This is a genomic window from Alloalcanivorax balearicus MACL04, assembly GCF_025532145.1.
Lineage (GTDB): Bacteria > Pseudomonadota > Gammaproteobacteria > Pseudomonadales > Alcanivoracaceae > Alloalcanivorax > Alloalcanivorax balearicus.
Genome location: NZ_ARXS01000005.1, coordinates 12,966 through 38,875, shown reverse-complemented (window position 1 = coordinate 38,875; position 25,910 = coordinate 12,966). Strand labels below are relative to the sequence as shown.

23 protein-coding genes are annotated in these 25,910 nt (G+C 61.8%); 9 read left to right on the top strand and 14 right to left on the bottom strand.

Annotated elements, in window-relative coordinates:
• Positions 1–24 precede the first annotated feature (24 nt).
• Positions 25–939, top strand: coding sequence for a UDP-3-O-acyl-N-acetylglucosamine deacetylase (gene lpxC / locus MA04_RS05860; RefSeq protein WP_163126330.1), 915 nt, complete (start codon positions 25–27; stop codon positions 937–939).
• 79 nt (positions 940–1,018) lie between these two features.
• Here lpxC and MA04_RS05855 read toward each other — a convergent pair whose 3' ends face one another.
• Positions 1,019–1,489 (bottom strand): hypothetical protein, encoded by a 471-nt coding sequence (locus MA04_RS05855; protein ID WP_163126327.1) that lies wholly within the window; start codon positions 1,487–1,489, stop codon positions 1,019–1,021.
• Positions 1,490–1,726: 237 nt separating this feature from the next.
• On the opposite strand from MA04_RS05855, the gene MA04_RS05850 reads away from it, so the two are divergent.
• The 4 genes from MA04_RS05850 to MA04_RS05835 all read left to right on the top strand — a co-directional run bounded on the left by MA04_RS05850 (position 1,727) and on the right by MA04_RS05835 (position 7,910).
• The gene (locus tag MA04_RS05850) at positions 1,727–2,653 is read left to right on the top strand and encodes a M23 family metallopeptidase (RefSeq protein ID WP_262459766.1); all 927 of its coding nucleotides are present in this window, start codon (positions 1,727–1,729) and stop codon (positions 2,651–2,653) included.
• A 196-nt stretch (positions 2,654–2,849) separates the two neighbouring features.
• Positions 2,850–5,582 carry a preprotein translocase subunit SecA gene (gene secA, locus MA04_RS05845; protein WP_262459765.1) on the top strand — a complete coding sequence of 911 codons (2,733 nt, stop codon included), beginning with the start codon at positions 2,850–2,852 and terminating at the stop codon, positions 5,580–5,582.
• A 169-nt stretch (positions 5,583–5,751) separates the two neighbouring features.
• On the top strand, positions 5,752–6,957 hold the full coding sequence (gene argJ / locus MA04_RS05840; protein WP_262459764.1) for a bifunctional glutamate N-acetyltransferase/amino-acid acetyltransferase ArgJ: 1,206 nt from the start codon (positions 5,752–5,754) through the stop codon (positions 6,955–6,957).
• A gap of 2 nt (positions 6,958–6,959) precedes the next feature.
• Entirely contained in the window at positions 6,960–7,910 is a 951-nt protein-coding gene (locus MA04_RS05835; RefSeq protein ID WP_262459763.1) for a Nudix family hydrolase, read from the top strand.
• A gap of 171 nt (positions 7,911–8,081) precedes the next feature.
• Here MA04_RS05835 and MA04_RS05830 read toward each other — a convergent pair whose 3' ends face one another.
• The 5 genes from MA04_RS05830 to pilB form a co-directional block, all read right to left on the bottom strand.
• A complete protein-coding gene (locus MA04_RS05830) occupies positions 8,082–8,276 on the bottom strand; it encodes a DNA gyrase inhibitor YacG (RefSeq protein ID WP_014995804.1) in 195 nt (64 codons plus the stop codon).
• On the bottom strand, positions 8,266–8,871 hold the full coding sequence (gene coaE, locus MA04_RS05825) for a dephospho-CoA kinase (protein ID WP_262459761.1): 606 nt from the start codon (positions 8,869–8,871) through the stop codon (positions 8,266–8,268). Before coaE ends, MA04_RS05830 begins: the two co-directional genes overlap by 11 nt.
• 216 nt (positions 8,872–9,087) lie before the next feature.
• Entirely contained in the window at positions 9,088–9,951 is an 864-nt protein-coding gene (locus MA04_RS05820; protein WP_262459760.1) for a prepilin peptidase, read from the bottom strand.
• A 27-nt stretch (positions 9,952–9,978) separates the two neighbouring features.
• A complete protein-coding gene (locus MA04_RS05815) occupies positions 9,979–11,202 on the bottom strand; it encodes a type II secretion system F family protein (RefSeq protein ID WP_262459758.1) in 1,224 nt (407 codons plus the stop codon).
• A gap of 71 nt (positions 11,203–11,273) precedes the next feature.
• A complete protein-coding gene (pilB, locus tag MA04_RS05810; protein WP_262459757.1) occupies positions 11,274–12,986 on the bottom strand; it encodes a type IV-A pilus assembly ATPase PilB in 1,713 nt (570 codons plus the stop codon).
• A 361-nt stretch (positions 12,987–13,347) separates the two neighbouring features.
• Between pilB and MA04_RS05800 the strand changes: the two genes are divergently transcribed.
• Positions 13,348–13,824 carry a pilin gene (locus MA04_RS05800; protein ID WP_014995799.1) on the top strand — a complete coding sequence of 159 codons (477 nt, stop codon included), beginning with the start codon at positions 13,348–13,350 and terminating at the stop codon, positions 13,822–13,824.
• A gap of 192 nt (positions 13,825–14,016) precedes the next feature.
• Here the strand turns inward: MA04_RS05800 and MA04_RS05795 are convergent, their stop codons facing one another.
• From MA04_RS05795 to MA04_RS05760, 8 genes are all read right to left on the bottom strand, one after another.
• Positions 14,017–14,370 carry a hypothetical protein gene (locus MA04_RS05795; protein ID WP_262459756.1) on the bottom strand — a complete coding sequence of 118 codons (354 nt, stop codon included), beginning with the start codon at positions 14,368–14,370 and terminating at the stop codon, positions 14,017–14,019.
• Complete coding sequence (locus MA04_RS05790) at positions 14,336–14,761, bottom strand: hypothetical protein (RefSeq protein WP_262459755.1); 426 nt, start codon at positions 14,759–14,761, stop codon at positions 14,336–14,338. The genes MA04_RS05795 and MA04_RS05790 overlap by 35 nt, the downstream gene beginning before the upstream one ends.
• A 93-nt stretch (positions 14,762–14,854) precedes the next feature.
• On the bottom strand, positions 14,855–17,014 hold the full coding sequence (locus MA04_RS05785; protein ID WP_262459754.1) for a TRAP transporter permease: 2,160 nt from the start codon (positions 17,012–17,014) through the stop codon (positions 14,855–14,857).
• A gap of 47 nt (positions 17,015–17,061) precedes the next feature.
• A complete protein-coding gene (locus MA04_RS05780) occupies positions 17,062–17,592 on the bottom strand; it encodes a DUF1850 domain-containing protein (protein ID WP_262459753.1) in 531 nt (176 codons plus the stop codon).
• A gap of 9 nt (positions 17,593–17,601) precedes the next feature.
• Positions 17,602–18,642 carry a TAXI family TRAP transporter solute-binding subunit gene (locus MA04_RS05775; RefSeq protein ID WP_080531399.1) on the bottom strand — a complete coding sequence of 347 codons (1,041 nt, stop codon included), beginning with the start codon at positions 18,640–18,642 and terminating at the stop codon, positions 17,602–17,604.
• Positions 18,643–18,891: 249 nt separating this feature from the next.
• Entirely contained in the window at positions 18,892–19,254 is a 363-nt protein-coding gene (locus MA04_RS05770; protein ID WP_262459752.1) for a glycine zipper family protein, read from the bottom strand.
• A 192-nt stretch (positions 19,255–19,446) separates the two neighbouring features.
• The gene (gene nadC, locus MA04_RS05765; protein ID WP_262459751.1) at positions 19,447–20,298 is read right to left on the bottom strand and encodes a carboxylating nicotinate-nucleotide diphosphorylase; all 852 of its coding nucleotides are present in this window, start codon (positions 20,296–20,298) and stop codon (positions 19,447–19,449) included.
• A complete protein-coding gene (locus tag MA04_RS05760) occupies positions 20,295–21,626 on the bottom strand; it encodes an alanine/glycine:cation symporter family protein (protein WP_080531396.1) in 1,332 nt (443 codons plus the stop codon). Before MA04_RS05760 ends, nadC begins: the two co-directional genes overlap by 4 nt.
• Positions 21,627–21,860: 234 nt before the next feature.
• Between MA04_RS05760 and MA04_RS05755 the strand changes: the two genes are divergently transcribed.
• The 3 genes from MA04_RS05755 to MA04_RS05745 are packed head-to-tail and all read left to right on the top strand — an operon-like array spanning position 21,861 to position 25,557.
• Positions 21,861–24,065, top strand: a complete 2,205-nt coding sequence (locus MA04_RS05755) for a DUF1631 domain-containing protein (RefSeq protein WP_262459750.1) — start codon at positions 21,861–21,863, stop codon at positions 24,063–24,065.
• Positions 24,066–24,097: 32 nt separating this feature from the next.
• Positions 24,098–24,667, top strand: coding sequence for a 1,6-anhydro-N-acetylmuramyl-L-alanine amidase AmpD (ampD, locus tag MA04_RS05750; RefSeq protein ID WP_262459749.1), 570 nt, complete (start codon positions 24,098–24,100; stop codon positions 24,665–24,667).
• Positions 24,668–24,720: 53 nt separating this feature from the next.
• Positions 24,721–25,557: a hypothetical protein gene (locus MA04_RS05745; protein ID WP_163126300.1), complete on the top strand. Its 837-nt coding sequence runs from the start codon at positions 24,721–24,723 to the stop codon at positions 25,555–25,557.
• Positions 25,558–25,910 lie beyond the last annotated feature (353 nt).

Genomic DNA, 25,910 nt, shown 5'->3' with positions numbered 1-25,910 from the left:
TACCGGTAGCTTTGTGACGGATCGATGATCAGACAACGAACACTCAAAAACGTAATTCGCGCCACCGGCGTAGGGTTGCATACTGGTGAGAAAGTCTACCTGACGGTACGTCCGGCGCCGGTGGACACTGGCATCGTGTTTCGCCGCGTGGATCTGGACCCGGTAGTGGAGATCAAGGCAGGTGCCCACAGTGTGGGAGAAACCACCTTGTCCACGACCCTGGTGCAGAACGGCGTCAAGGTGGGCACGGTCGAGCATTTGCTCTCCGCCATGGCCGGGCTGGGGGTCGATAACGCCTATGTGGAGTTGTCGGCACCGGAAGTCCCGATCATGGATGGCAGTGCCGGGCCCTTCGTATTCCTGCTGCAGTCCGCGGGTATCCGTGAGCAGGAGGCGGCCAAGAAGTTCATCCGGATCAAGAAGAAGGTGACGGTGAAAGAAGGCGACAAGATTGCCACTTTCGTGCCTTTTGACGGGTTCAAGGTGACTTTCTCGATCGAATTCGACCACCCGGTCTTCGAGGAACGCGATCAACTGGCGAGCATCGATTTCTCCACGACCTCGTTCGTGAAGGAAGTGGCGCGCGCCCGGACCTTCGGGTTCATGCGTGATATCGAGTTCCTGCGTAGCCAGAATCTGGCGTTGGGCGGCAGCGTCGACAATGCCATCGTGGTGGACGAATACCGCATCCTTAACGAGGACGGTCTGCGTTACGACGACGAATTCGTGAAACACAAGATGCTGGACGCCATCGGCGACCTGTATCAATTGGGCTATAGCCTGATTGGCGAATTCGTGGGTCACAAGTCCGGTCACGCTTTGAACAACGCCCTGCTGCGCGAACTGCTGAGTCAGCCGGACGCCTATGAAGTGGTGACGTTCGAGGACGCGGACGCGGCGCCGATCTCCTACGCCGGACCTTTGGCCACCGCCGAATAACGGTGCGCTTCCCTGATCCACTCCGGCCACCCTCCCGCGGCCGGGGTGGGCAGTTACGCCCTTCAGATGACCCTTCCCGTCACTTTTTGACCCGGCTGGCCAATCGGGCCAGGGCCTCACTCAGGCCCGGGTCGTCCATGTCACGCGCCGCGCGAGCAATATGAGCCGCACTTTCCGCATCCAGAACCGGTCCCATGGCACGGTATTTGCCTTCATCCGTGGAGTGCGCGGAGGAACCGGAGCCGCTATCAAGCTGGCGCCGGCCGGTCACCACGATTTTGACGCTGGCGGCGCCGGGCAGAGCCCGTTGCAGCCGGGGCAGATGGAAGCGCAACAACTGCGCGGTGGCACTGTTTTCCACCAGCGCCAGCCAGCGTTGCGACTCTTCCACCAGCATGACCCGGTCACGCAGCGCGGGCGGCAGGCAGGTTCGCGGGTCGCCGCCTTGAGAGGGTGCGGGCTGCGCGCGAGCATTGGCCGCCAGCCGTCCCAATCTGGGATGACGTTTGAGCAGCGCCCCGAGATTTTGGGGCCGGTTTGTGTTGGCCATGGTATTTCCTTACACTACCCGGCTAATTGTAAAAAAACGATAAGTCTCTCGCCAGCTACTCCGGGCTCGTCGAACCACGGCCAGACCATAACCGGCCGGGCGGCACGAAGGAAACCGGGGAGACCAGCGGGCGACGGTGCCGCCCGGCACCACCGGCATTGTCATTTATGAATGGGTATTCCGCGGGCCCTCGGACCGTTGGCCTGAAGACTTTTTGGAAGGGGTGTTTCCACACTCATGAACATCATATGGCTTAACAGCAAGGGCGGCCATGCCCGATCGGTGCAGTTATCCCGATCCTGGTTGTATCTGGCGCTTTTTATAATGGTGGCGCTGCCGGTGGCCCTGGGTAGCGGCGCCTACTGGCTGAACTACAAACTGGTGCCGCCGGCGTACACCGAAGCCGTGGCCGAGCGGTTCCAGAACGAACTCAACGAGCAGAAGCGTGAAGTGGCGGACTTGTCCCGTCTCAGCGCTGAACAGTTCCGCGCTTTGACCCTGCAACTGGCGGACACCGAAGCCCGCCTGGTGCGTCTGGATGCCCTCGGGGAACGTCTGGTGGACGTGGCCGGCATCGACGGCCAGGAATTCGATTTCAGCAGCGCCCCGGCCATCGGGGGGCCGGAAGTGGAGGGCAGCAGCAGCTTTACGCCGCCGTCCTTCATGCAGGAACTGGAGCGGGTGACCACCGCCTTGCAACGGCGCGAACAGCAGTTGGACATCCTGGAAAAGCTGCTGGCGAACCGTCAACTCAAGGATGAAACCTTCCTGTCCGGTCGACCGATTCCGCATGGCTGGATGTCCAGCCGTTATGGTCGCCGCACCGATCCGTTCAGTGGCCGGGTGGCCTGGCACAAGGGCGTGGATTTCGCCGCCCGGGACGGGTCGCCGATCATTGCCACCGCGTCCGGTGTCGTCACCTTCGCCGGCAAGAAGACCGGCTACGGCCAGTTGGTGGAAATCAATCACGGTAACGGCATCAGCTCTCGCTATGCCCACGCCAAGAGCGTGACCGTGGAGGTCGGGGATATCGTGCGCACCGGCGATACCGTCGCCATTGTCGGCAGCAGCGGCCGTTCCACCGGTCCCCATGTGCATTACGAAGTGTTGAAGAACGGCCAGCAGGTGGATCCTTCCCCTTATATCGCTCGGGCGCGCCGCTAGCCCGCCATCCCTGGCGGAGGCGGGTGAGAACCGGGGCGCTGTCAAGCGCCCCCATTGGTCAGGGACCGTCACCCGGGTCTTGATTCCTCCGCCCAAGGCTTGAATTATGGTCGCCCCTACCCAATCTCGTGAGTAGAATGATCCCTCCTTAGCGCGGGGCGCTCTGCTCCACCCATTGAGAAAAAACGGACGTTTCATGCTGTCTTCCATCGCAAAGAAAGTCTTCGGCACCAAAAATGACCGTGAACTCAAGCGTATGAGCCGCCTGGTCACGGCGATCAACGCGCTTGGTGACGACATGGCCAAACTGGATGACGAGGCGCTGAAAGCCAAGACCGGCGAATTGAGGGCCGCCTTCGCCGAGGGCAAGACGCTGGATGAACTGTTGCCAGAAGCGTTCGCCGTGGTCCGCGAGGCCGCCACGCGAATCATGGGCATGCGTCACTTCGATGTGCAGTTATTGGGCGGGATCGCTTTGCACGAAGGGCGTATCGCCGAGATGCGCACCGGTGAAGGTAAAACCCTCACCGCGACCTTGCCGGCCTATCTCAACGCCCTGTCCGGCCTGGGCGTGCACGTGGTGACCGTGAACGAATACCTGGCCGAGCGGGACGCCAACTGGATGCGTCCCCTGTACGAGTTTCTCGGCCTCACCGTCGGCATTATTTATTCCCAGCAGCCGGCGCCGGAAAAACGCGAAGCCTATGGTTCCGACCTTATTTACGGCACCAACAACGAATACGGCTTCGACTATCTGCGTGACAACATGGCCTTCCGGCTGGAAGACCGGGTGCAGCGCAAACTCAACTTCGCCATCGTCGATGAAGTGGATTCCATCCTCATCGACGAAGCCCGTACCCCGCTGATTATTTCCGGCCCCGCCTCCGACTCCTCCGAACTGTATCGCCAGATCAATCTGTTGATGCCACGGCTTCAGCCGCAGCCGGAGGAGGGCGATGAAACCGGTCACTATGTGATCGATGAGAAACAGCGGCAAGTGGAGCTGACCGAGGAAGGTCACCAGCTGATCGAGTCCTTGCTGGTGGAGAACGATCTGCTGGAGCAGGGGGAGAGCCTGTACGCGGCCCATAATCTGACGCTGCTGCATCACGTGCACGCCGCCCTGAAGGCCCACGCCTTGTTCCACCGGGATCGGGAGTACGTGGTGCAGAACGACCAGATCGTCATCGTCGATGAGCACACCGGTCGGACCATGCCGGGCCGGCGCTGGTCCGACGGCATCCACCAGGCGGTGGAAGCCAAGGAAGGGGTGCGCATCCAGCAGGAGAACCAGACGCTCGCCTCGACCACGTTCCAGAACTACTTCCGCCTTTACGACAAACTCTCCGGCATGACCGGTACCGCCGACACCGAAGCGGTGGAGTTTCGTCAGATCTACGGTATGGATGTGGTGGTGGTCCCCACCAACCGTCCGATGGCGCGGATCGACGCCAACGATCTGGTCTATCTGACACTGAAGGAAAAATTCGAAGCGATTGTCGATGAGGTGAAACAGTGCGTCGAAAAAGGCGCGCCGGTACTGGTGGGCACCGCCACCATCGAGGCCTCCGAATACCTGTCCCATCGCCTCAATCAGGACAAGATCAAACACGAGGTGCTGAACGCCAAGCAGCACGAGCGTGAAGCCCAGATCATTGCCCAGGCCGGGCGCCCGGGCAGCGTGACCATCGCCACCAACATGGCCGGTCGGGGTACCGACATCGTGCTCGGCGGCAATCCGGAGGAGCAGATCAAGCATCTCGATGATTCGGATGGCGCGGAAGCGCGGAAGATCCGGGACGAATGGCGGGACAACCACGCCAGGGTGCTGGAGGCCGGCGGCCTGCATATCATCGGCTCCGAGCGGCACGAATCCCGCCGTATCGACAACCAGTTGCGTGGCCGTGCCGGCCGTCAGGGCGATCCGGGGTACACCCGCTTTTTCCTGTCCATGGAAGACGACCTGATGCGCATCTTCGCCTCCGACCGGGTGCGTAACATGATGCGTTCACTCGGCCTGAAGGACGGTGAGGCCATCGAGCACCGCTGGGTGACCCGCGCCATCGAGAACGCCCAGCGCAAGGTGGAAGCGCGCAACTTCGATATCCGGAAGAATCTGCTTGAATACGATAACGTGGCCAATGACCAGCGCCGCGTGGTGTACAGCCAGCGCGAGCAGATTCTGGAATCCGAGAGCCTGGCGTCCTCCATCGAAAGCATCCGTCGTGACGTGATGCCGGATGAAATTCACGCCTACATGCCGCCCGGTTCGGTGGAAGATCAATGGGATGTGGATGGGCTGGAGCGCACCCTGGCGACCGAGTACAGCTGCCGGGCGCCGGTAAGCCAGTGGCTGCAGGAAGATACCGGGCTGCACATCGACGGGGTGGTGGAAAAGGTCATCGAGACCATGGAAGAGGAGTACCGCCGCAAGGAGCAGGAGGTCGGCGAGGAAACTCTGCGCCAGATTGAAAAACACCTGATGCTGCAGATCCTCGACCGTCATTGGAAGGACCACCTGGCCAGCATGGATCATCTGCGCCAGGGCATCCACTTGCGCGGTTACGCGCAGAAGAACCCGAAACAGGAATATAAGAAGGAAGCCTTCGAGCTGTTCCAGGCCATGCTGAACCAGATCCAGCACGAGCTGATCCGCGTACTGCACAATTTCGAGGTGCGACGCGATGATGAAGTGGAACGGCTGGAAGCCCAGCGCCAGGAAGAAGCCCGGATACAGGCGGAGCGGATGAAGGCGCAGCAGGAGCAGATAGCCGCACCCACCGCGTCCGGCGACGGTATCCAGACCCAGGGGCCGCCGCAGGTGGCCCAGCCGGTGGTGCGTGAAGGCCGTAAAGTGGGCCGCAATGAACCCTGTGTTTGCGGTTCCGGCAAAAAGTACAAGCACTGCTGCGGCCGTCTGGAAACGTGATCATTGTGGTTCCCCGCAAGGGGTGAGCGCTTTTCCATCCAACCCCGCCATCGGCGGGGTTGGTGCGTTCGGGGCCCTTGCCCCTTTCGGCCCGGAAAGGCCATGCTATTAACCGGGGCCGCGAACAGGTGGCCCGAATTATTCCATGACCCTTGGTGAAGGATCGAACATGACGCAGTCGCAGTGGTTTCCGGTGGCCGGTGTGCGCCTGGCCGCGGTGGAAGCGGGCATTAAAAAAGCCCAACGTAAGGACCTGGTGGTGATCGAGCTGGCGCCGGGCAGCCGTGCCGCTGGCGTATTCACCCGCAACCGCTTCCAGGCCGCGCCGGTACAGGTGGCACGCCGTAACCTGACGGAAAAAGCGCCTCGCTACCTGATGATCAACACCGGCTATGCCAATGCCGGTACCGGTGACAAGGGGCTGGCTCTGTGTGAGGAGACCTGCGTGCTGCTGTCGGAGCTGGCTCTGTGCCACCCGGCTGAAGTGCTGCCGTTTTCCACCGGCGTGATCGGTGAACCGTTCGCCATGGAACCGTTTGAGAACGGCTTGCCGGCGGCGCTGGAGACTCTTGATGAGCACGGGTGGGGTAACGCCGCCGAGGGCATCATGACCACCGACACGGTGCCGAAAGTGGCCAGTCGCCGCCTGGAGCTGGACGGCGTACCGGTGAACATCACCGGCATCGCCAAGGGGGCCGGCATGATCAGGCCGAACATGGCCACCATGCTGGGTTACATCGCCACCGACGCGGATATCGCCAAGCCGTTGCTGGATCGCTGGGTGCGCCAACTGGCGGATGCCTCGTTTAATCGCATCACCGTGGATGGTGACACCTCCACCAATGACGCCTGCATTCTGATCGCCACCGGCCGGTCCGGGGCGGCGCCGATCGAGCGGCAGGACAGCGAGGCCGCCCGCTTGGTATTCCAGGCGCTGGAACAGGTGTTCGTGGAACTGGCCCAGGCGCTGATCCGCGATGCCGAAGGAGCCTCCAAGTTCGTCGAGATCCAGGTGGAAGGTGCCGCCAGCGACGCTGACGCCGTGGCGGTGGCGGAGACCATTGCCCACTCCCCGCTGGTCAAAACCGCCCTGTTTGCCTCCGACCCCAACTGGGGCCGGATCCTGGCCGCCGTGGGGCGGGCGCCGATCGACACCCTGGATGTGAACCGGGTGGCGATCTGGCTGGATGATGTTCGTATCGTCAATGAAGGTGGCGTCGACGACGATTACACCGAGGAACGCGGCGCCGCTGTCATGGCGCGTCCGGAAATCACCATCCGCGTGGATCTGGCGGCGGGAGCGGGCCGGGGGCAAATGTGGACCTGTGATTTCAGCTATGACTACGTGAAAATCAACGCCGAGTATCGTACCTGACCATGTCTGATTCCCATGAGACCCTTCCGGAAATCACCGTGGTGGCGGGCATTATCCGCGATGGAGACGGACGTTTGTGCCTGAGCCGCCGCCCCGAGCACAAGCATCAGGGCGGGCTGTGGGAGTTTCCGGGAGGCAAGGTGGAGCCGGGAGAAGCCCTCGATGTTGCCCTGGCCAGGGAACTGCACGAAGAGCTCGGACTGGATGTGACCGGATGCACGCCGTTCATGACCGTGCGCCACTGCTACCCGGACCTGAAGGTCACCCTGCATTTCCGTGAGGTACGGCGCTACAGCGGCGAGCCCCATGGCCGCGAGGGCCAGCCGGTGGAGTGGGTGCCGCTGGCTGATATCACCGAGCGTGCGTTTCCCGCCGCCAATCGCCCGGTGGCACTGGCGCTGAGATTGCCGCCGGAATGGGTGGTGGTGCCCGAGGGCCTCGACGAGCAAGCCGTGATCCAGGGGCTGGAGCAACTGGACCCGCGACGGCAGGGCGTGTATTTGCGCAGTTGGAGTCAGGACCCGGCACTGCCGCGGCTGGCGGCTCTCTGCCGTGAGCGGGCGCTGCGTTTCTGGGTTCGGGACGATGCGGCGCTGGCGGCGCGGGAAGGGGCCAGCGGATTGCATTTGAGCCGGCGGGCGCTGATGGCCGCGGCGACGCCGGAGTTGAGTGGATTTGCTGGCGTGATCTCCGCCGCTTGCCACGACACTGCCGCCCTGGAGCAGGCTCTGGCGCTGGATATCCCGATGGCGGTGGTATCGTCGGTGCAGGCCACCGCCACGCATCCTGATGTGGCGCCCATGGGATGGGACCGTTTCGCGGCGCTCACCGAAGGGCGGCCTTTGGTGTTTTATGCCCTGGGCGGGTTGTCCCCGGATGATCTGACCACGGCCCGTCAACACGGTGCCTATGGCGTCGCCGGCATCCGCGCTTTCTGGCCCGGGTTGGGCTGACCCCGGCCTTTCAGGCAGCTTCCCCCTCAGAAGGGAGCACGAAGCCACTGTAGGAGCTTGCCTGCAAGCGAATCTCTTGTCGCCCGAAAGCCCTTCGCTTGCAGGCAAGCTCCTACAGTGGCTTTGTAGCGATTTCCGAAAGACCTGGCTGGCGCGTAAAACGGGCTTGTATCACCGCTCCGGGTCGTCGAGATCGTCCACCGGTGCGTTCGGATCCCCCGGAATCATATGTTGCTCCGAGGCCCAGGCGCCCAGATCGATCATCTTGCACCGTTCGCTGCAAAACGGCCGCCAGGGGTTGTCGTCCCAGCGCGTGGGTTTCTTGCAATGGGGGCAGGGATAGATACGAGTGGTGTTATCCGCCATGACGTCGGGCTAACTCCAGATAACGTTGATGCAGTTGTTCCAGTTGCTGATGAAGCCGTTCCAGGGGACCGTCGTTGGTCACCACATCGTGGGCCAGGGCCAGGCGCTCTTCCCGCGATAGCTGGGCGCGCATGATCGCCTCCACCTGCTCCATGGGGACCTGATCCCGATTCACGGTGCGGGCCACCTGAATTTCACCGGGCACATCGACCACCAGAACGCGATGGGTCATGTCCTTTTGCCGCCCTTCCAGCAGCAAAGGCGAAACCAGCACGGTGTAGTCGCTATCGCTGCCCTGGATCTGCCGGCGCAGCTCGTCGCCGATGGCCGGATGGGTAATCGCTTCCAACTCCCGCCGTGCCTGATCATTGCTGAATACGATATCGCGCAGAGCCCGGCGATTGAGCGTGCCGTCCTCCTGCAGTATCCGCTCGCCGAATCGATCGACGATGGCATGGAGTGCCGGCTGCCCCGGCTCCACCACGATCCGGGATGCCTGATCCGCATCGACGATGGTAATGCCCAGACGGGCCAGGAAATCGGTGGCGGCGGTTTTACCACTGCCAATGCCACCGGTGACACCTACCACATACATGCTTTGTCTCCACCCGGAACTGGTCTGCAAACTACACGGCGGAGCCGGAAAAATCCAGAACGCCGCCTCCCCAGGCTGCCGTCGGCCTCGTGGATAAATTCATGGGTTGCTACGAAGCCGCTGTGGGAGCTTGCCTGCCAGCGAATCTTTCCCTGAAACACAATTCGCTTGCAGGCAAGCTCCCACAGCGACTTTGTAGGCGGAGAAGGCGATATCCTAGAATTGAAACAGGCCCAGATAAGCACCGACGATCCGCTCACCCCATAGCAGCGCGATCCAGCCGGCAATGGCCAGATAGGGACCGAAGGGAATGCCCTGACCCTTTTTGAGGCCGCCATTCGCCATCATGCCAATGGCGAACACCAGCCCCACCACCGAGGACAACAGAATCACCAGCGGCAGATACTGCCAGCCCAGCCAGGCGCCCAGCGCGGCGAGCAGTTTGAAGTCACCGTAGCCCATGCCTTCCTTGCCGGTGACCAGTTTGAATACCCAGTACAGGCTCCACAACGACAGATAACCGGCCATGGCGCCGACGACGGCGTCTGGCAGGGAAACCGGTGAGATGCCCAGCAACGCCGCCAGCAGACCTGCCCACAGCAGCGGGAAGGTCATGGCGTCAGGGAGCAGCGTGGTATCCAGATCGATGGCCGCCAGCGCCAGCAGGGTAAAGCTGGCGAACAGTATGAACACCAACCAGCTCCCATAACCAAACTGCCAGGCGCAAACGGCGGCGATCAGGGCGCTGAGCAGTTCAATCAAGGGGTAGCGGGCACTGATGCCCTGGCCGCAGGCGCTACAACGTCCCTTCAATAGCAGCCAACTGATCACCGGGATGTTTTCATGCCAGCGGATGGCATGATCGCAATGCGGGCAGCGGGAGCGGGGTACCACCAGGTTATAAGGGCTGGTTTCCTCGATGGGCAGTTCCAGCACTTCCTGGGCTTCACGCCGCCAGGTGCGTTCCATCATTCGCGGTACGCGGTGAATCACCACATTGAGAAAGCTGCCCACCAGCAGCCCGAACACGGTACAGAAGATAATGAGCAGTGCGGGCTGGTCGGCGAGAAAGCTAAACACGAATGACGTTATCCTGTCTGTTGTTGGTCAGACCACCTGACCCAGTTGGAAGATCGGCAGATACATGGCGATGATCAGGCCACCGATCAGCACGCCCAGCACCGACATGATCAGCGGCTCCAGCATGCTGGTCAGACCATCCACGAGATTATCCACCTCATCCTCGTAGTAGGTGGCGACTTTACCAAGCATACCGTCCAGGGCCCCGGATTCCTCACCGATGGCGGTCATCTGCAAGGCCATCGGCGGGAACACGCCGGTGGAGCGCATGGCGAATTGTAGCTGCTGGCCAGTGGCCACGTCTTCTTTGACCTGCAGTACCGCCTTGCGATAAACCACATTGCCGGTGGCGCCGGCACAGGCGTCCAGGGCGTCGATCAGAGGAACCCCGGCGGCGAAGGTGGTGGACAGGGTTCGGGCGAACCGGGCGACGGTGGCTTTGTGAGTAATGTCGCCAATAATCGGCAAGCGCAGCAATAAGCGATCCACGGCATCCTTGAACGCTTGGGAACGCTTCCTCCCCTGGATGAAGCCAGCAATGAGTGCGCCAGCACCGAGCAGTATGGGGAGAAAATGAGCCTGCAGTCCTTCGGACAATCCGATGACGAATTGGGTAAAGGCGGGCAACTCGGCTCCGAACCCTTCAAACAATTCCTGAAAGGTCGGCACCACTTTTACCAGAAGGATGCCGGTGACGATGACGGCGATACAGATGACGGCAATGGGGTATTTCACCGCCTTGCGGATTTTGGATTTCAAGGCCTCGCTTTTTTCTTTATAGAGCGCGACACGATCCAGCATGGTCTCCAGCGAGCCGGAAGCCTCGCCGGATTCGATCAGGCTGCAATACAGATCGTCGAACAGCATAGGGTGCTGTCGCAGCGCTCCGGCGAAGTTGTTTCCGCCTTCCACCTCGGTCTTGATCTTCAGCACGACGTCCTTCATCGATGGATTGTCCAGGCCATCGGCAACGATATCGAAGGATTGCACCAACGGTACGCCGGCTTTCATCATGGTGGCCATCTGGCGGGTGAACAGGGCGATGTCGGCGGGTTTGATCTTCTTTTTGCCGCCCAGGGACAGCTCCCGCTTTTTGATGACTTTACGTGCCTGAATGCCCTGGCGGCGCAGTTCCGCGCGCACCAGCGCCGGGCCCTTGCCGCTGATTTCCCCTTTGACTTTACTGCCCTTGCGATCAAGGCCTTCGTAGAGAAAAGTGGCGGTTTTCTGCTGCGCCGCTGTCTTAGCCATAGGCGTCCTGTATCCCCCTTAATCGTGTCACGCGCCACGGAAATTCCGTGCACACGTCCCCCATAAACGTTCTAGTGGCCGCTGGTGACCCGGTCCATTTCCTCCAGACTGGTGACCCCCTGCATCACCTTGAGCAGCCCGGAGCGGCGCAGATCGTTGAAGCCTTCCTTGCGGCACTGGTCGGCGATCTCGATGGAATTGCCATCCTGCATGATGATGCGGGCAATGCCGTCCGTGACCCGGACCACCTCGTAGATCCCGACCCGGCCCCTGTAGCCGTTATTGCATTTTTGGCAGCCTTTCGGACCGAACACAGTAAAGCCACTCTCGATGTCCGGTTCCGTGAAACCCATCGCAAGCAACGAGGGTTTGGGCACATCCACCGGTTCCTTGCAGTGGCTGCAAAGGCGGCGGGCCAGGCGCTGGGCAATAATCAGACTTACCGAAGTGGCGATATTGAAGGACGGTACCCCCATGTTACGCAGACGGGTCAGGGTTTCCGGAGCGCTGTTGGTGTGCAGGGTTGATAACACCAGGTGGCCGGTCTGGGCCGCTTTCACGGCGATTTCCGCGGTCTCCAGATCGCGGATCTCCCCCACCAGAATGACGTCGGGATCCTGACGCAGGAACGCCCGTAGCGCGGACGAGAAATCCAGCCCCTGCTTGGGATTCACGTTGACCTGATTGATGCCTTCCAGGTTGATTTCCACCGGATCCTCGGCGGTGGAGATGTTGCGCTCCGGCGTGTTGAGAATATTCACACCGGTATAAAGAGACACGGTCTTACCGGAACCGGTGGGGCCGGTGACCAGAATCATGCCCTGGGGCTGGTTCAGGGCTCTCATGTACATGTCTTTCTGCTCGGGCTCATAACCCAGGGCATCAATGCCCATCTTGGCGCTGTCCGGATCCAGAATCCGCATCACGATCTTTTCGCCAAACAGGGTGGGGCAGGTATTGACCCGGAAATCGATGGCGCGATTCTTGGAAATCTTCAGCTTGATACGACCGTCCTGGGGCACCCGCCGTTCGGAAATATCCAGACGCGCCATCACTTTGAGCCGGGCCGCGATCTTGCTGGCGCTGTTGATCGGAGGCTTGGACATGGTCTGCAACACGCCGTCCTGACGGAAGCGTACCCGATAGGTTTTTTCGTAGGGTTCGAAGTGCAGGTCCGAGGCGCCGCCCTTGATGGCGTCCAGCAGCAGCTTGTTGACGAAGCGAACGATGGGGGCATCGTCGGCGCCGTTGTTTTCATCCTTGGAATCCGCGGCCGCTTCGCCGTTGGCCACATCCAGATTGTCCAGGCCCTCGTCGAGATCGGCGAACGCCTTGCCCTCCGCCTCCGATTCCAGCCGGTCGATCCACCGGGTCAGCTTGTCGTCCTCGACAATCACCGTTTCCACATTGAGACCGGTATTGAAGCGGATTTCCTCCAGCGCCGGCAGATTGGTGGGGTCGGAGACGGCGACGAACAAACGGCTGCCCCTTTTGTACAGGGGCAGCACGGCGTGACGGGCGATCAGCTTGGCATCCACCAGATCCTTGACCAGGACATCCGGGGAAAACGCATCCAGGTCTATGACCGGATCCCCGAACTCCTCGGCGGAGGCCCGTGCCACGGTGGCCGCGGTCATCAGACCCGAGCCCACCAGACGGCGGACCAGCGGCATCTGCTCCCGACGGGCAGCACCGGCCGCTTCCATCACCTGCTCGGTGGACAGATGGCCTTCGTTGACCAGGCGGCGGGCTAGGCCGCTCAGGGATGATTGAGGACTGCTCATGGGTCGGAAAGAATGAGTTCGTGAATAGGAAATAATTCTTATGTATCAGAAGATTGGCAGCCTTTGCCCGGGCTGTAAAGAGCTTGTGCCCGGCGGCTGAGAACCGGGTCCCACTTCCTTGACGGAGAGAGGGTACTGGAGCGGAGCCGTCATCCGAACAGGTGCCCAAACCCGTCCATTCCGGGTGACAAAACCGGTCAATGGCTGACGCATAGCGGCAGAGTGCACCGTTCACACTTTGTCTCCAGCCCCCGTGAATCCTGGCTTAAGAAAATTGGCCCGGTAGCTGCATTGACGAAAGCGCGACGCTCGCCTTGGGGGTGAGCACGGAAAACACAGTTCCCGCTATGGAGACGCAACAATGAAAAACGTGCAAAAGGGTTTTACGCTGATTGAATTGATGATCGTGGTGGCGATCATCGGGATTCTGGCGGCGGTGGCTTTGCCTGCTTATCAGGACTACACCGTGCGCGCAAAAGTATCCGAGGCCATCCTTGCTGGTTCCGCTTGCCGTACTACGGTGACGGAGGTATACCAAAGTGGAAGTGCGTTGCCGGCTGCTGATGCCTGGGGATGTGAAACTAGTGCAGCATTGGGCAATAACACAGCAAAAGTTGATAGTGTTGCCACCAGTGCTGCCGGTGCTATCACGATCACGATTAATACCACTGAGATTCCGCAATTGGCCGGTGCCAACGTGCTGACCCTGGTGCCGCTGACCGACGCTACCACTGCTGCAGGTACCGCTGGTGATCCGATCTTCGGCTGGCGTTGTGGTGATACTGCAGACGGTACCACCGTTACTAGCCAGTATCTTCCCAGTTCTTGCCGGGGCTAATTGCTAGTTGGTTAAAAAGAAAAATAAGGCATATTCGGGGTCGGGCCTTGCTTTTTGCCTTTGCAATCGCAGGCAAAAAAGCGAGGCCCAGCCTCGTAAACCGTAATCCCCGAAACCTGCTCTTACACCACGCCCAATCGCAACCCAAACGGCTTCAACAACTGCTCCGCCGTACCCAATGACGGAGCTGTATTAGCGGTAGCCTTGCACATTTCTCCAGTGCTGAAACTCAGCCGGGCGCAGGCCGTATCGTGCCAAAACGCCTTCGTGGAGACGGCGTAGCTCCTCAATGATCAGGTCCGCCACTTCTCCCTGTTCCTCTTCGGAAGCCAGATCCGTCAGGCTGTTCCTGATCACGTCCAAGGGGTTGCTGTCAGCCTGGAGCACCACCTGACGGACCGTCTCCCTGATCCTTTGGCGCCAGGCCAGGCGCATCGGGTCGGGTTCCGCGAGTTCCTGTTTGATGGCCAGGTATTCCTGGGTGGAGCGTTCATAGGCCCAAAGATAGAGATCACGCAGGAGTTCGATGCGTGTCAGTTCGTACACTCCCAGGATGGCTGTAGGCCTGCTCCGGCACGCCGAGGAAAGTTAATGGGCAGAGGTTGGCGCGGATAAGCGGAAGGTTGGCGGCCAAACGGGAGTAGGTGTTGCCTTCAAGGTGACAGGAGGCCCAGGACAGATCGATCAGCGGGCGGTCCAGGATAGCGCCTGACCGCCGGTCGCTCGATTTGGCCGGTGTCCCCCATGGGAAAATGGCAATGTAGCGGCGGGCCCGGGCGGCGCCTGCCGTTCGCACTTTGCGTTGGGTGACCAGAACCGCCAGCCATCGCTGAAGCGTGCGGCGGGGAATGTCCGGGTGCAGCCCGAGAAGCTCGCTGATATTCAGGCCGTCGGGGTGGGCTTGAAGACTTTGAAGTACGGCGTCCGGAGAGCTCATGGTGGCGCGATTTTTGACCTCTGTGGCGCGATTCTGGCATAAGAGCGAGAATCGCGCCACTTGGATGGCGCGATTCGTGTGCGAGCACCGGCCCTAGACTCGGGTCTCCACCGGCGTCGCGGAACCCTCTTTCTTCGCCAACAGAAACAACGTCACCGTGATCACCGCGCCCAGTACGTCACTCCACAGGCCGGGATAGATCAGTGACAGCGCGCCGGCCAACGCCAGCAGACGCCACACCGCGCCTAGCGGGCGCCGCAGATAGCCTTCCACCGCCACTGCCAGCAGCAGCACCCCCACCGTCCCGGTGATGATCACCCAGATGATGTTGCCGACGGTGGCATCGATCATCAGCATGTTGTGGGCGAACACGAACATGTAAGGCACGACGAAGCCGGCCACCGCCAGTTTCATCGCCTGGAAACCGGTGGCGTTGGGCGAGCCGCCGCTGATGCCGGCGCCGGCGTAGGCGGCCAGGGCCACCGGTGGCGTCAGGTTGGCGAAGATGCCGAAGTAGAAGACGAACATGTGGGCGATGAAGATGGCGGTGTCGTTGTCGCCAGCCAGTTCACGGAACAGAGGCAGATTGAGCAGGATCGGCGCCGCCATGGTGCTGGTGATGATGTAGGTGGGGATGCTCGGCAGGCCCATGCCCAGGACGATGGACGCGATCATGGTCAGCATCAGGGTCGCCAGCAGTTGCAGCGTCGGGTAGGGAATGGCCCGTCCCAGTTGCACCACCGCGTCGGCGGCTTCCAGCGCGATGCCGGTGAGGGTGGCGATCCCGACGATGATGCCCACGGCGCCGCAGGCCAGGGCCACGGGAATGGAATTGCGCACGCCGTCGGTCATGGCGTCACGGCAATCGGCCACATCCATCTTCTCCGCCACCAGGCCAAGCCGGGCGCGAACCGCGTTGATCAGCACCGGAATGGCGATGACCGCGAACAGAGTCAGGCGGCTGGTTGGCATGGACGGAATGGCATTCCCGAGAATCAGGGCGCGCAACTGAGGCTCGAATATCAACAGCGTGAGCAGGATCGTGGCTCCGATCGTCACCCGCCGGGTGCCGCAAATCAGTACGGTGGCGGCGATGGACCAGAACGCGGCGAAGAACGGGGCTCGCCCTTCGTACAATAACCACATCAGTACCGCCATCGGCACCAGCAGGTGACCGCGTTTGAGCATCACCTCCTTGATCGGCGTCAGTTGGGAGCGGGGAATGCCTTCCAGGCCGTTGCGCATGGCTCGCAGGTGCACCTGGAACAGCACGCCGAGATAGAACAGCAGGGCGGGAATGATGCCGGCCATGATCACCTGGGTGTAGGGCACCGACAGCACCTCCGCCATGATGAAGGCGGCGGCGCCCATGATCGGTGGCAGAATCTGTCCGCCGACGCTGGCGGAGGCTTCGACCGCGCCGGCGAAATTGGGCTTGTAGCCGGTTCGCTTCATCAATGGAATGGTGAAGGCACCGGTGGTCACCACGTTGGCGATGGCCGAGCCGTTGATGGAACCGAGAAAACCGCTGGCCAGCACCGCCACCTTGGCGGGACCGCCCCGGGTGTGGCCCGCCACGGCCAGGGCGAGATCATTGAACAGCTGCCCCAGCCCGGATTTCACCAGGAAAGCGCCGAACAGAATGAACAGAATAATGTAGCTGGCGGATACCGCGATGGCGGTGCCGAGCAGACCTTCGGTGATGAACACCAGGTGCGACATGATTTGCCGCCCGGTGGCCAGCAGGATGGTCTCGTTGATCTGCGGATAGAACGAGAGTTTGGCGTAGAAGCCGTAGACCAGAAAAAGAGTGGCCAGAATCGGTAAGCCCCAGCCGGTCACTCTGCGGGTGGCATCCAGCACCAGCAGAATCGCCACCGCGCCCACCACCATGTCGATGTGATTGATGCGGCCGCCCGAGGTGATCACCCGGTCCGTCACCACCAACATATAAACGCCAATGCCAAAAGCCACCACCACCAGGATGGCGTCGAACCACGGGATCCGGTTGCGGGCTCCTTTTTTGGTGATCGGATAGAGGATGAACGCCAGAGCCAGCAACACATAGAGGTGGATGCTGCGCTGGGCGATATCCACCAGCGGCCCGGAAAAGGACGTGTACAAATGGAAGGACGCCAGCAAGACGCACGCAACGGTAATAAAGGCGAGGATCCAGCGGGGCAGGGCGTCGCGGACCAGACTTTCGCGATCGTATTTTTCCAGCGCTTCCTTGATGGCGGGATCCGTTTCCACCCTCTCCGGTTCCGGTGGAAGTGGGGATGGGGACGAAGCAGATGGGTTCATGGCGATCTCCACTGCCGCCACCAGGTTCCGAACCGGGCGGGCAGCATCGTCAACAAGGGGGCTTCCCGAGTCGTGAATGTCAGAATCGGTGGGACACCGGGATGCGTCAGATCCAGTGTCCTCCCTTGGAAGCATAGTCGGTAGTGTTCAGCTTCGGCGGCTTGGACATGCAGCGGATCCACCGGGCGGTGGATGCCGCTCATGACCACCCAGCCCTGTTCAAGACGGGTTTCGCTGCCCACGGCAGCGGGGACACCGGCACCGAAGGTCTTGAACCGGGTCTCCACCAACATCAGGCTGCCATCCGTCTGAATCTGGAACCGTTCTTCCCAGTCTTCTTTTTCCACCGAGTGTGTCCAGCGCAGTACGAAGTCGGAACCTGATGTGGTGGGGAAGGCGTAACGCAGTGCCTTGCCTTCCTGAATCACCAGCCAGGATCGCGGCCAAAGCAGTGCCGCGAGAACCGCCGCTATGATCAGAACCGCCGCCAACCGCCGGCGGCGCCGGGTTCCGGTCCTCGCTACCACCGTGTCGGCTTATTCGCCGCCGCCGTTGCGGCCATCGTAATAGCTCTTGGCGCCGGGATGCAGGGGAACCACCAGATGCTGGTCCATGGTTTCCGGGTCAATGTCCTTGAGGGCGCCAACCGACACTTTGCCGGAGTGCAGATAGTCGTCGAAACGCCGGGTTAATTCCTCTGCTACCTTATCGTCCATGGAGGCGGGAACGATGAGGATGTTGCGAATCGCCACCGTGGCGACCTCGGCATCCAGGTTGTAGCGTTCGGGTTTACCGGCGGGAACGGTGTACGTCTCATAGTAGGGATAGGCTTCGAGCAACTTGTCGGCCACTTCGCCGGTGACCGGCACGAACGTCACGTCGTTGGTCTGCATCAGCCCGGTAATGCTGGAATTGGGAACGCCGGAGGTGAAGAAGGCCGCGTCCAGGTTGCCGTTGCTCATTTCCGTCACGCTGTCGGCGTAGCCGGTGTGGCTGACCCGGGCCAGATCATCGTAGCTGAGGCCGGTGGCTTCCAGCACGATCTTGGCGCTCTGTTCGACGCCGGAACCGACCTTGCCCACGCCGACCCGTTTGCCGGCCAGATCATCAACGCTGTCGATACCGCTGTCCGCGGTGGCGACGATTTGCACCACGTTGGGGTAGAGGCCGGCCAGGGTGGTGATGTCGGCCTTGTTGCCTGCGAACTGATTGTTGCCATTGACCGCGTCGTAGGCCACGTCGCTCATGACGATGGCGATCTGGTTGAGGCCGTCCTGAATATTCTGGATGTTTTGCACCGAGGCCCCGGTGGAGACCACCTGCACCCCGCCGATCAGGTCACTGTCTTCGAAGATGGGTTTCAGCGCGCCGCCGATGGGATAGTAGGAACCGGAAGTCCCACCGGTACCAAAGATCAAATTCACCGGTTTACTGTCGCTGGTCTGGGTTTGTTCGGAAGCCGAGCCATCGCTGCCGCTTCCGCTCTGTGGTGCGTCCTGGGGCTCGTCGCTGCAACCCGCGAGCAGGGCGCCGGACAACCCCAGCGTGGCGGCAAGAATCAAAGTACGAGGTGTCATGGAGCTTCTCCTGTTTTTATCGCCATGATGAATACGTGGACCCGCACTAGCTTACGAGCCGTATCACTTTGATACCACGTGAAGAGGTTAAGACTAAAGTAGAACGGGGAAGAAGGGAGAGAAGGGGAAGAACAGCCGGGCTACGAAGCCGCTGTGGGAGCTTGCCTGCAATCGAATCTTTGGGAAACCGGCCCAACTCGCTCGCAGGCAAGCTCCCTCAGCGGCTTCGTAGCGACCTCTGAGGCTGAATTAGTTCAGTACCCGATAACCGCGTCCGCGCATGCAGTTTTTCATGACCCGGGACTTTTCCTGTTGGGCGTCCCCAGCCTTGCCGGCGCCGCCAAGTACCGCGCCACCGCCGGCCATGCGACCGGCGGTGCCGGAATCACCGAAGATGGCACCGAGAATGCCGCCAATCACCGCGCCGCCGACGGCACCTTCGGTGGCATCACGGCCGGTGGAAACCTGATCGGCGACCTGGTCGCATTCAGCCAGATCCTGCTGATACTGGGCCTGATCCACGCCCTGCGGGTCCACCACGATCCGTTTGGTCGAGGTGCAGCCGGTCATCAGCAACAATCCGGCGGTACCGAGGATGATCATTGCACGCATGGCTTCTCTCCTTAGTCTGCCTCGTTATGCACATTCCATGATATGTGATGCCGTGTCGATAGCTCCGGCGCTTGCTTCCGTTTACCCCGATGATACGCGATTTGGCCGTATGGAGGCTGAACAGCAGGGAATTTTACGTTACCTGGCTTTTGGCTTTTCGCTGTCAACTGTCCACTATCAACTGTCCACTTTTCAAGCCGTCCCTTGCAGGCGCAGCGACAGGTCCACTGCCTGACAATGCTTGGTCAGCGCGCCGGAGGAAAGGTAAAGCGGGCGGCTGTCCGGCAGGGCGGCGACATCATCCAGAGTGCGGTTGCCGGAGATCTCCAGGGCGCTGTGCGGTGCCAGCGACATGGCCTCGGCCAGCATCTCCGGGGTGAAATTGTCGAGCATGATCTGATCCGGAGTCAGCGCCGCCGCTTCTCGCAACTCGTCCAGATTTTCCACCTCGATGATGATTTTCTTGTCGGCGGCGACACGACGGGCCTGTTCGATGGCGGCGGTGATCGAACCACAGGCGGTAATGTGGTTTTCCTTGATCAGGAAGGCGTCGTACAAGCCCAGGCGATGGTTTTCGCAGCCACCACACAGGACCGCGTATTTCTGTGCCGCGCGCAGGCCCGGCAAAGTCTTGCGAGTGTCCAGCACGGTGACCGTGGTGCCGGCCACGGCGTCGGCGTAGCGCCGCGCGCTGCTGGCGGTGGCCATCAACGTCTGCAGGAAATTCAGCGCGGTCCGTTCGCCGGTGAGGATGCGGCGGGTATTGCCGCTGAGCGTGCAGAACACGGTGCCGGCGGCCAACCGCTCGCCTTCCCCGGCGTGCCATTGCACGTCCACGCCGCCCAATTGGCGGAATACTTCCTCGGCCCAGGGCGCGCCGCACATGACCGCGTCCTCGCGGGTCACAATGGTGGCTTGCGCCTGTGCGGACTCGGGGATCAGTCGCGCGGTGATATCACCGTCGCCGATGTCTTCTTGCAAAGCGAAGGCCACGACCCGCGCGATATCGGCGCGGGCGTAGTCGGGCAGGGATCGGGTCGTCATTGTTGATCGAAAAACTCTTTGCTGAGGCGCACCACCACGGGGGCCAGGAATAACAGAGCGATCAGATTCGGGACCGCCATCAAAATGTTCATGATATCGGCTATTGGCCAGACCAGGCCCAGGTCCATCATCGCGCCCACTGGCACCACCAGCACCCAGACCCAGCGAAACGGCACCAGTGCGCGGTCGCCGAACAAATACTGGGTGCAGCGTTCGCTGTACAGGCTCCAGCCGAGCAGGGTGGTGAACGCGAAGATGGCCAGGCCACAGGTCACCACGATTTCGCCATAGGTGCCAAAAGTGCTGGAAAAGGCCAGGGCGGACAGGGGCGCGCCCTTTTCACCGCTGGTCCAGGCACCACTGGCGACGATGGCCAGACCGGTGACGGAGCATACCACGATGGTGTCGATAAAGGTGCCGAGCATGGCGACACTGCCCTGGCGGGCGGGGTGGTCGGTGTTGGCGGACGCATGGGCGATGGGGGCGCTGCCCAGGCCGGCCTCGTTGGAGAAAATGCCCCGGGCGATACCATATTGGATCGCCTCCTTGATCACGGCGCCGGCGAAGCCGCCCGCGGCGGCGGTGCCGCTGAAAGCGCCGTCGAAGCACAGAGCAATGGCGGCGGGCAGGGCGGCGGCGTGATCCACCAGTACCGCCAGGCCGGTGAGCAGATACGCCAGGGCCATGAAGGGCACCACGAAGGTGGCTACCCGGGCGATACGCTTGATGCCGCCCAGTACCACCAGACCGACCATGGCCATCAGCACCAGCCCGGTGGTCCAGGTGGGTACGCCAAAACTATCGTGGAGACCATCGGCCACGGAGTGGGTTTGCGTGGTGTTGCCGATGCCGAAACCGGCGCACATGCCGAAGAAGGCGAACAGCACCGCCAGCCAGGCCCAGCGCGACCCCATGCCCTTGCGGATGTAGTACATCGGGCCGCCCACGTATTGCCCGTGGTGATCCTGTTCCCGGTAATGCACCGCCAGTACCGCCTCGGCGTATTTTGTGGCCATGCCGACCAGGGCGATCAGCCACATCCATACCAGCGCGCCGGGGCCGCCAGAAGCGATGGCGGTGGCGACGCCGACGATGTTGCCGGTGCCGATGGTGGCGGACAGCGCCGTGGCCAGCGCGGCGTTGGAGCCGATGGTGCCTTGGCCCTGGGAGGGGCGGAACATCTGCCGAAAGCCGAATCCCAGGCGCCGGATGGGCAAGAATCCCAGGCGCAGACTCAGATAAATACCGGTGCCGGCGATCAATATCAGAGCCGGCCAGCCCCACATGAGGTCGCGGACGGCCTCGGTGTGATCAATGATGGTTTCCATCGTTTCCCTTCCTGTCTTTTCACAGGAAGAGTAGGGAATTCGGCCTGCCGGGAAAAGCGGGAATCCGGGGTTCGCGGGTTTTTACCGGCCAGGCGGGGGATTGTAATGAGACGAATGTCTTATTTGAGAGTTGGTTCAAAATAGTGATTTTTGGAGCGTGCTAGCTTAGTTTCTCTGCATCCGTATGGGCCATTCTTGCTGGGCCTTCTTTTCGGGGTTCCGGGGTAATCAGCCATGACCAACGTCACGCACATCGGTACCGCACCAGGTCGCCGCGCCCGCGCCGCCGGCGCCGAGCCTTTGCCGCGTCCGCTGGAGCAGGTTCGCGAGTGCACCCGGGAACGGGCTCTGGCGCTGCTGGCGGGCATGCTCGACGGCGCCGACGACATGCTGTTCAACATGGCGGAAACCGAAACCGACCGTGAGCGGGATCGGTACTTCGACGCCATGCGTGAACTTCGCCTGCAAAGGCGGGCGTTGGAAACCGGCTTTCATGACGGCATCGTCGCCTTGTTCAATGAGATCGGCCGGGAACGCAAGCCGTCTCCGGAGGCGTCCTCCGCTGGCATCGAGTCGCTGACGCTGGTGCAGAATGACGAGCTGGAAATCTCCGTGGCGCTGGATAATCTGGCGCGCCGGGCCCGTAACGGCTGCGAGGAGGCTCTGGCCCTGCTGTGTCACCGCCTGGAATATCTGTTCGAGGGCAAGGTGGCGATCAGCGAGAAAAACAATCCGCTGGAACCCCGCCAACTGGCCGCCTGCTTTGCCGACTGCGTATTGCGCTTGTCGCTGGATATCCGCGCCCGCCTGATCGTGTTGAAGCTGTTCGAGCGGGTGGTCATGGACGAGGCGCCGGCCCTGGTGGAGCAGGCTAATCGCACTCTGGCGCAGGCCGGCGTGTTGTCGGAACTGGCCAGCGCGCCGGTAGCGCGGCGTCCGGCCCGGCGTTCCGGCGGCACGGAATCGCGCCAGGCCGGTGATAGCCAAACTTCCGGCGCCGACCTTGGCCAACTGGGCGAGTTGCTGGCCTTGCTGCGGGGGCCGGCCAAGGCGGTACCGGAGGCGACCCCGGAACCGTTTGATCTTTCCGGCCTGGCCACGCTGCTGGACGGCGTGGCGCATCGGGATGGCGCGCCGATCACCCTGGATCAACCGGTGCAGGCGGTCAGCCGCGACGATCTGATGCAGGTGTTGTCGCGCCTGCAGCGTGATGGCCAGGGGCAACCGGGGCGGGAGGAACGTCAGGGACTGCGCGAGTCCCTGGCCCGGGAACTGGATCAACAGCGGGACCAGCAGCAAGGTGCCCCGGTGGTGCATGCCCTGGAGCAGGCCGATGATGACCTCATCAATCTGGTGGCCATGCTGTTCGACTTCATCCTGGATGACGAATCGCTGCCCGCTGACGTCAAAGCGTTGATCGGGCGTCTGCAGATTCCGCTGCTGAAAGTGGCGATCAACGACAACGGTTTTTTCGGTGACGACGGCCATCCGGCCCGGGCGTTGCTCAACACTCTGGCCCGGGCCGGCGCTCAGTGGGATCCGCAGCAAGGTACTGGTGACGAGCTGTACCAGCGTATCCGCCGGGCGGTGTACACGGTTATCGACCATTACGATGAAGACGACGGCCTGTTCGCCCAGTTACAGACGGAATTCGACGAGTATTTCAGTGAGCAGGACACCCGTGCCCGCCGGCTGGCGCAACGTTTGCGCGAAAGCGAGGAGGGGCGTGCCCGGGCCGAGCAGGCGATGACGCGGGCGCGGGCGCACCTGGACCAGCGGCTGGCGGGCCGGGCCTTGCCGGAGGCGCTGATCCGCCTGTTGCGTCAGGGTTGGCAACAGGTGCTGTACCTGACCCTGCTGCGTGAAGGAGAAGACAGCGAAGCCTGGCGCCGGCAAAGCAAGATCGCCGATGCGCTGATCTGGTGTCTGCTGCCCCACGCGACGGAAGCCGATCAGCATAAGGCCCGCCAGATGGCACCCAAACTGAGGGTGGCGGTGGCTCAAGGGCTGGCGGCGATACAGCATGACGAGGTGGAAAGTCAGGCGTTGGTGCGTGGCCTGGCCCTGGCCCAGGAGGCGATGTTGCGGGGGCAGGAGCCGCGGCGGGTGAAAGTGAAAACGGCGCCGGAGGACGTCACCGCCTCACCCTTGCCGGAGGACGATGCCTTGCTGGCGCGGGCGCGGGCGCTGCGACCCGGTCAGTGGGTGGAAATCGGCATGGGCGACGAGGCCCGTCGCGCGCGACTGGCGGCCAATATCCGCGAGGGCGCCAAACTGGTGTTCATTAACCGCCGGGGCATCAAGGTGGAGGAATTCGACGCCACCGCGCTGGCCGTTGCCATGCGGGAAGGCACTGTTAAACTCATTGATGAGGGAGCGCTGTTCGACCGGGCCCTGGAGGCGGTGATCGGCGATCTGCGCCGGCGGCAAGGCCACTGAGCGGCGCTCCCCATCATCATTGGGGAGTTTCCGTGTCCGTATCACCGTCGTTGACGCCGACCTATACCTTGCAAGAGCACTGGGTGGAGCAAGCCCGCAAGGTGCCCTCACCGAACTTCAATGCCCGCCCCGATCCGGACGACATTGGGCTGATCGTTCTGCACAACATCAGTCTGCCGCCGGGCCAGTTTGGCGGCCCGCATATCGAAGCGCTGTTCCAGAACCGCCTTGACCATGAGGCTCACCCCTATTTCGAGGGTTTGAGAGATCTGCGGGTGTCCGCCCATTTCCTGATTCGCCGTGACGGAGAGCTGGTTCAGTTCGTCGCCTGTGACCAGCGTGCCTGGCATGCCGGGGCCTCGTCCTGGCGCGGGCGGGACAACTGCAACGATTATGCGCTCGGCATCGAGCTGGAAGGATGCGATGATCAAGCCTTTGATGAACGTCAATACGCGGCGTTAAAGCCGTTGCTGGCGGCTCTGATCCGTGATTATCCTCGATTGAGCCGCGATACCATCACCGGCCATGAGCACATCGCTCCGGGCCGTAAAACCGATCCGGGTCCCTGTTTTGACTGGGCGCGGATCGGCGTTTGGCAATGACAGCTGGACATAACCACTGAAAGTAACCACCGAGGGAAACCGCTGGGAGCGCTATGAAATTGCTCGTCTTGCTTTTGGTTCTGGCTTTGCGTCGTCGCGATGGCGGCTGGCCCGGGGTGCTGGCGCGGCCGGATCGGCACCAGCGCTGCCTCGCCACCTTGTCGCCGGTGCGTCACGGTATTCCGGGCTGGTGGCTGAGCGTGGCCCTGCCGGCGATCCTGGCGGCATTGCTGTTCGATTGGCTGGCCGGCGGCTGGGGCAACCTGCTGGTGCTGGCATTGGGGACCGCCCTGATGCTGTGGCTGGTCGGTGTGGAAAGCGAATTCCGACTGGTGGATGAACTGCTGGTGTGTGGGCGCCTGAACGACGGCGAAGCGCTGCGGGAGCGGGCCGAACAGGCGTTGCCGATCACCGGCGAAGCCGGTTCCCAGGACTGGTTCCGACAGTTGGAAAGTGGCTTCCTGGAACGGGTCTTTGTCTTGTTCGCCGCTTTGTTCTGGCTGATGACGCTGGGGTTCGGCGCGGTGGTGCTGTTCGTGCTTAACCGGGCCTGGTTGCAGCGTCACCGCGAACACAGTGACTGGTCACAGAGTCTGGATGCGGCGCTGCGCTGGATTCCGGCGCGCCTGACGGTGCTGGCGCTGGCACTGGCGGGACAGTTCGGCGCGGTGACGCGGGCGGCGGCGGGTAAACTCTGGCGCCTGGACGATAGCCGTGAACTGCTCAACGATACCGCCCAGGCAGCGGAGCCGGTGGAGGAAATCGCCGAGAAGAGCACCGAGGAACCGCTGGCGGCGGGAATGGATCGTCTGGAGGCACTGCACGGAGTGCTGTTGCGCGCCCTGGCGGTATGGCTGATCTTCGCCGCGCTCTGGAGCCTGCTGGCCTGATCGGTATGAATTCAGAGGAACCACGTCATGCCGGACTTGATCCGGCATTTCCCTCTACAAAGTCCATTGCTCTCCAGAGGGAGATCCCGGGTCAGGCCCGGGATGACGGGGTGGTTTTAACGGCGTGTTCGCTTCCGGCGGATGAACCCATTCAACCCGTCACGGCAAACTGCGGGACAGCAGCGACTCACGATCCACGATTTGCGTTCTCCCTTCGGATGATTGCTCCTGTCTGCCCATAAAAATGAAACGCTATTTCGGTTACGGTTTGCCCGCCATGGAGCGGTGGGGGAATCGTTCGAGGCCTGTTACTATGGCCGGTGACCTCCTGGTCAGGGAACCCTGAATAACGC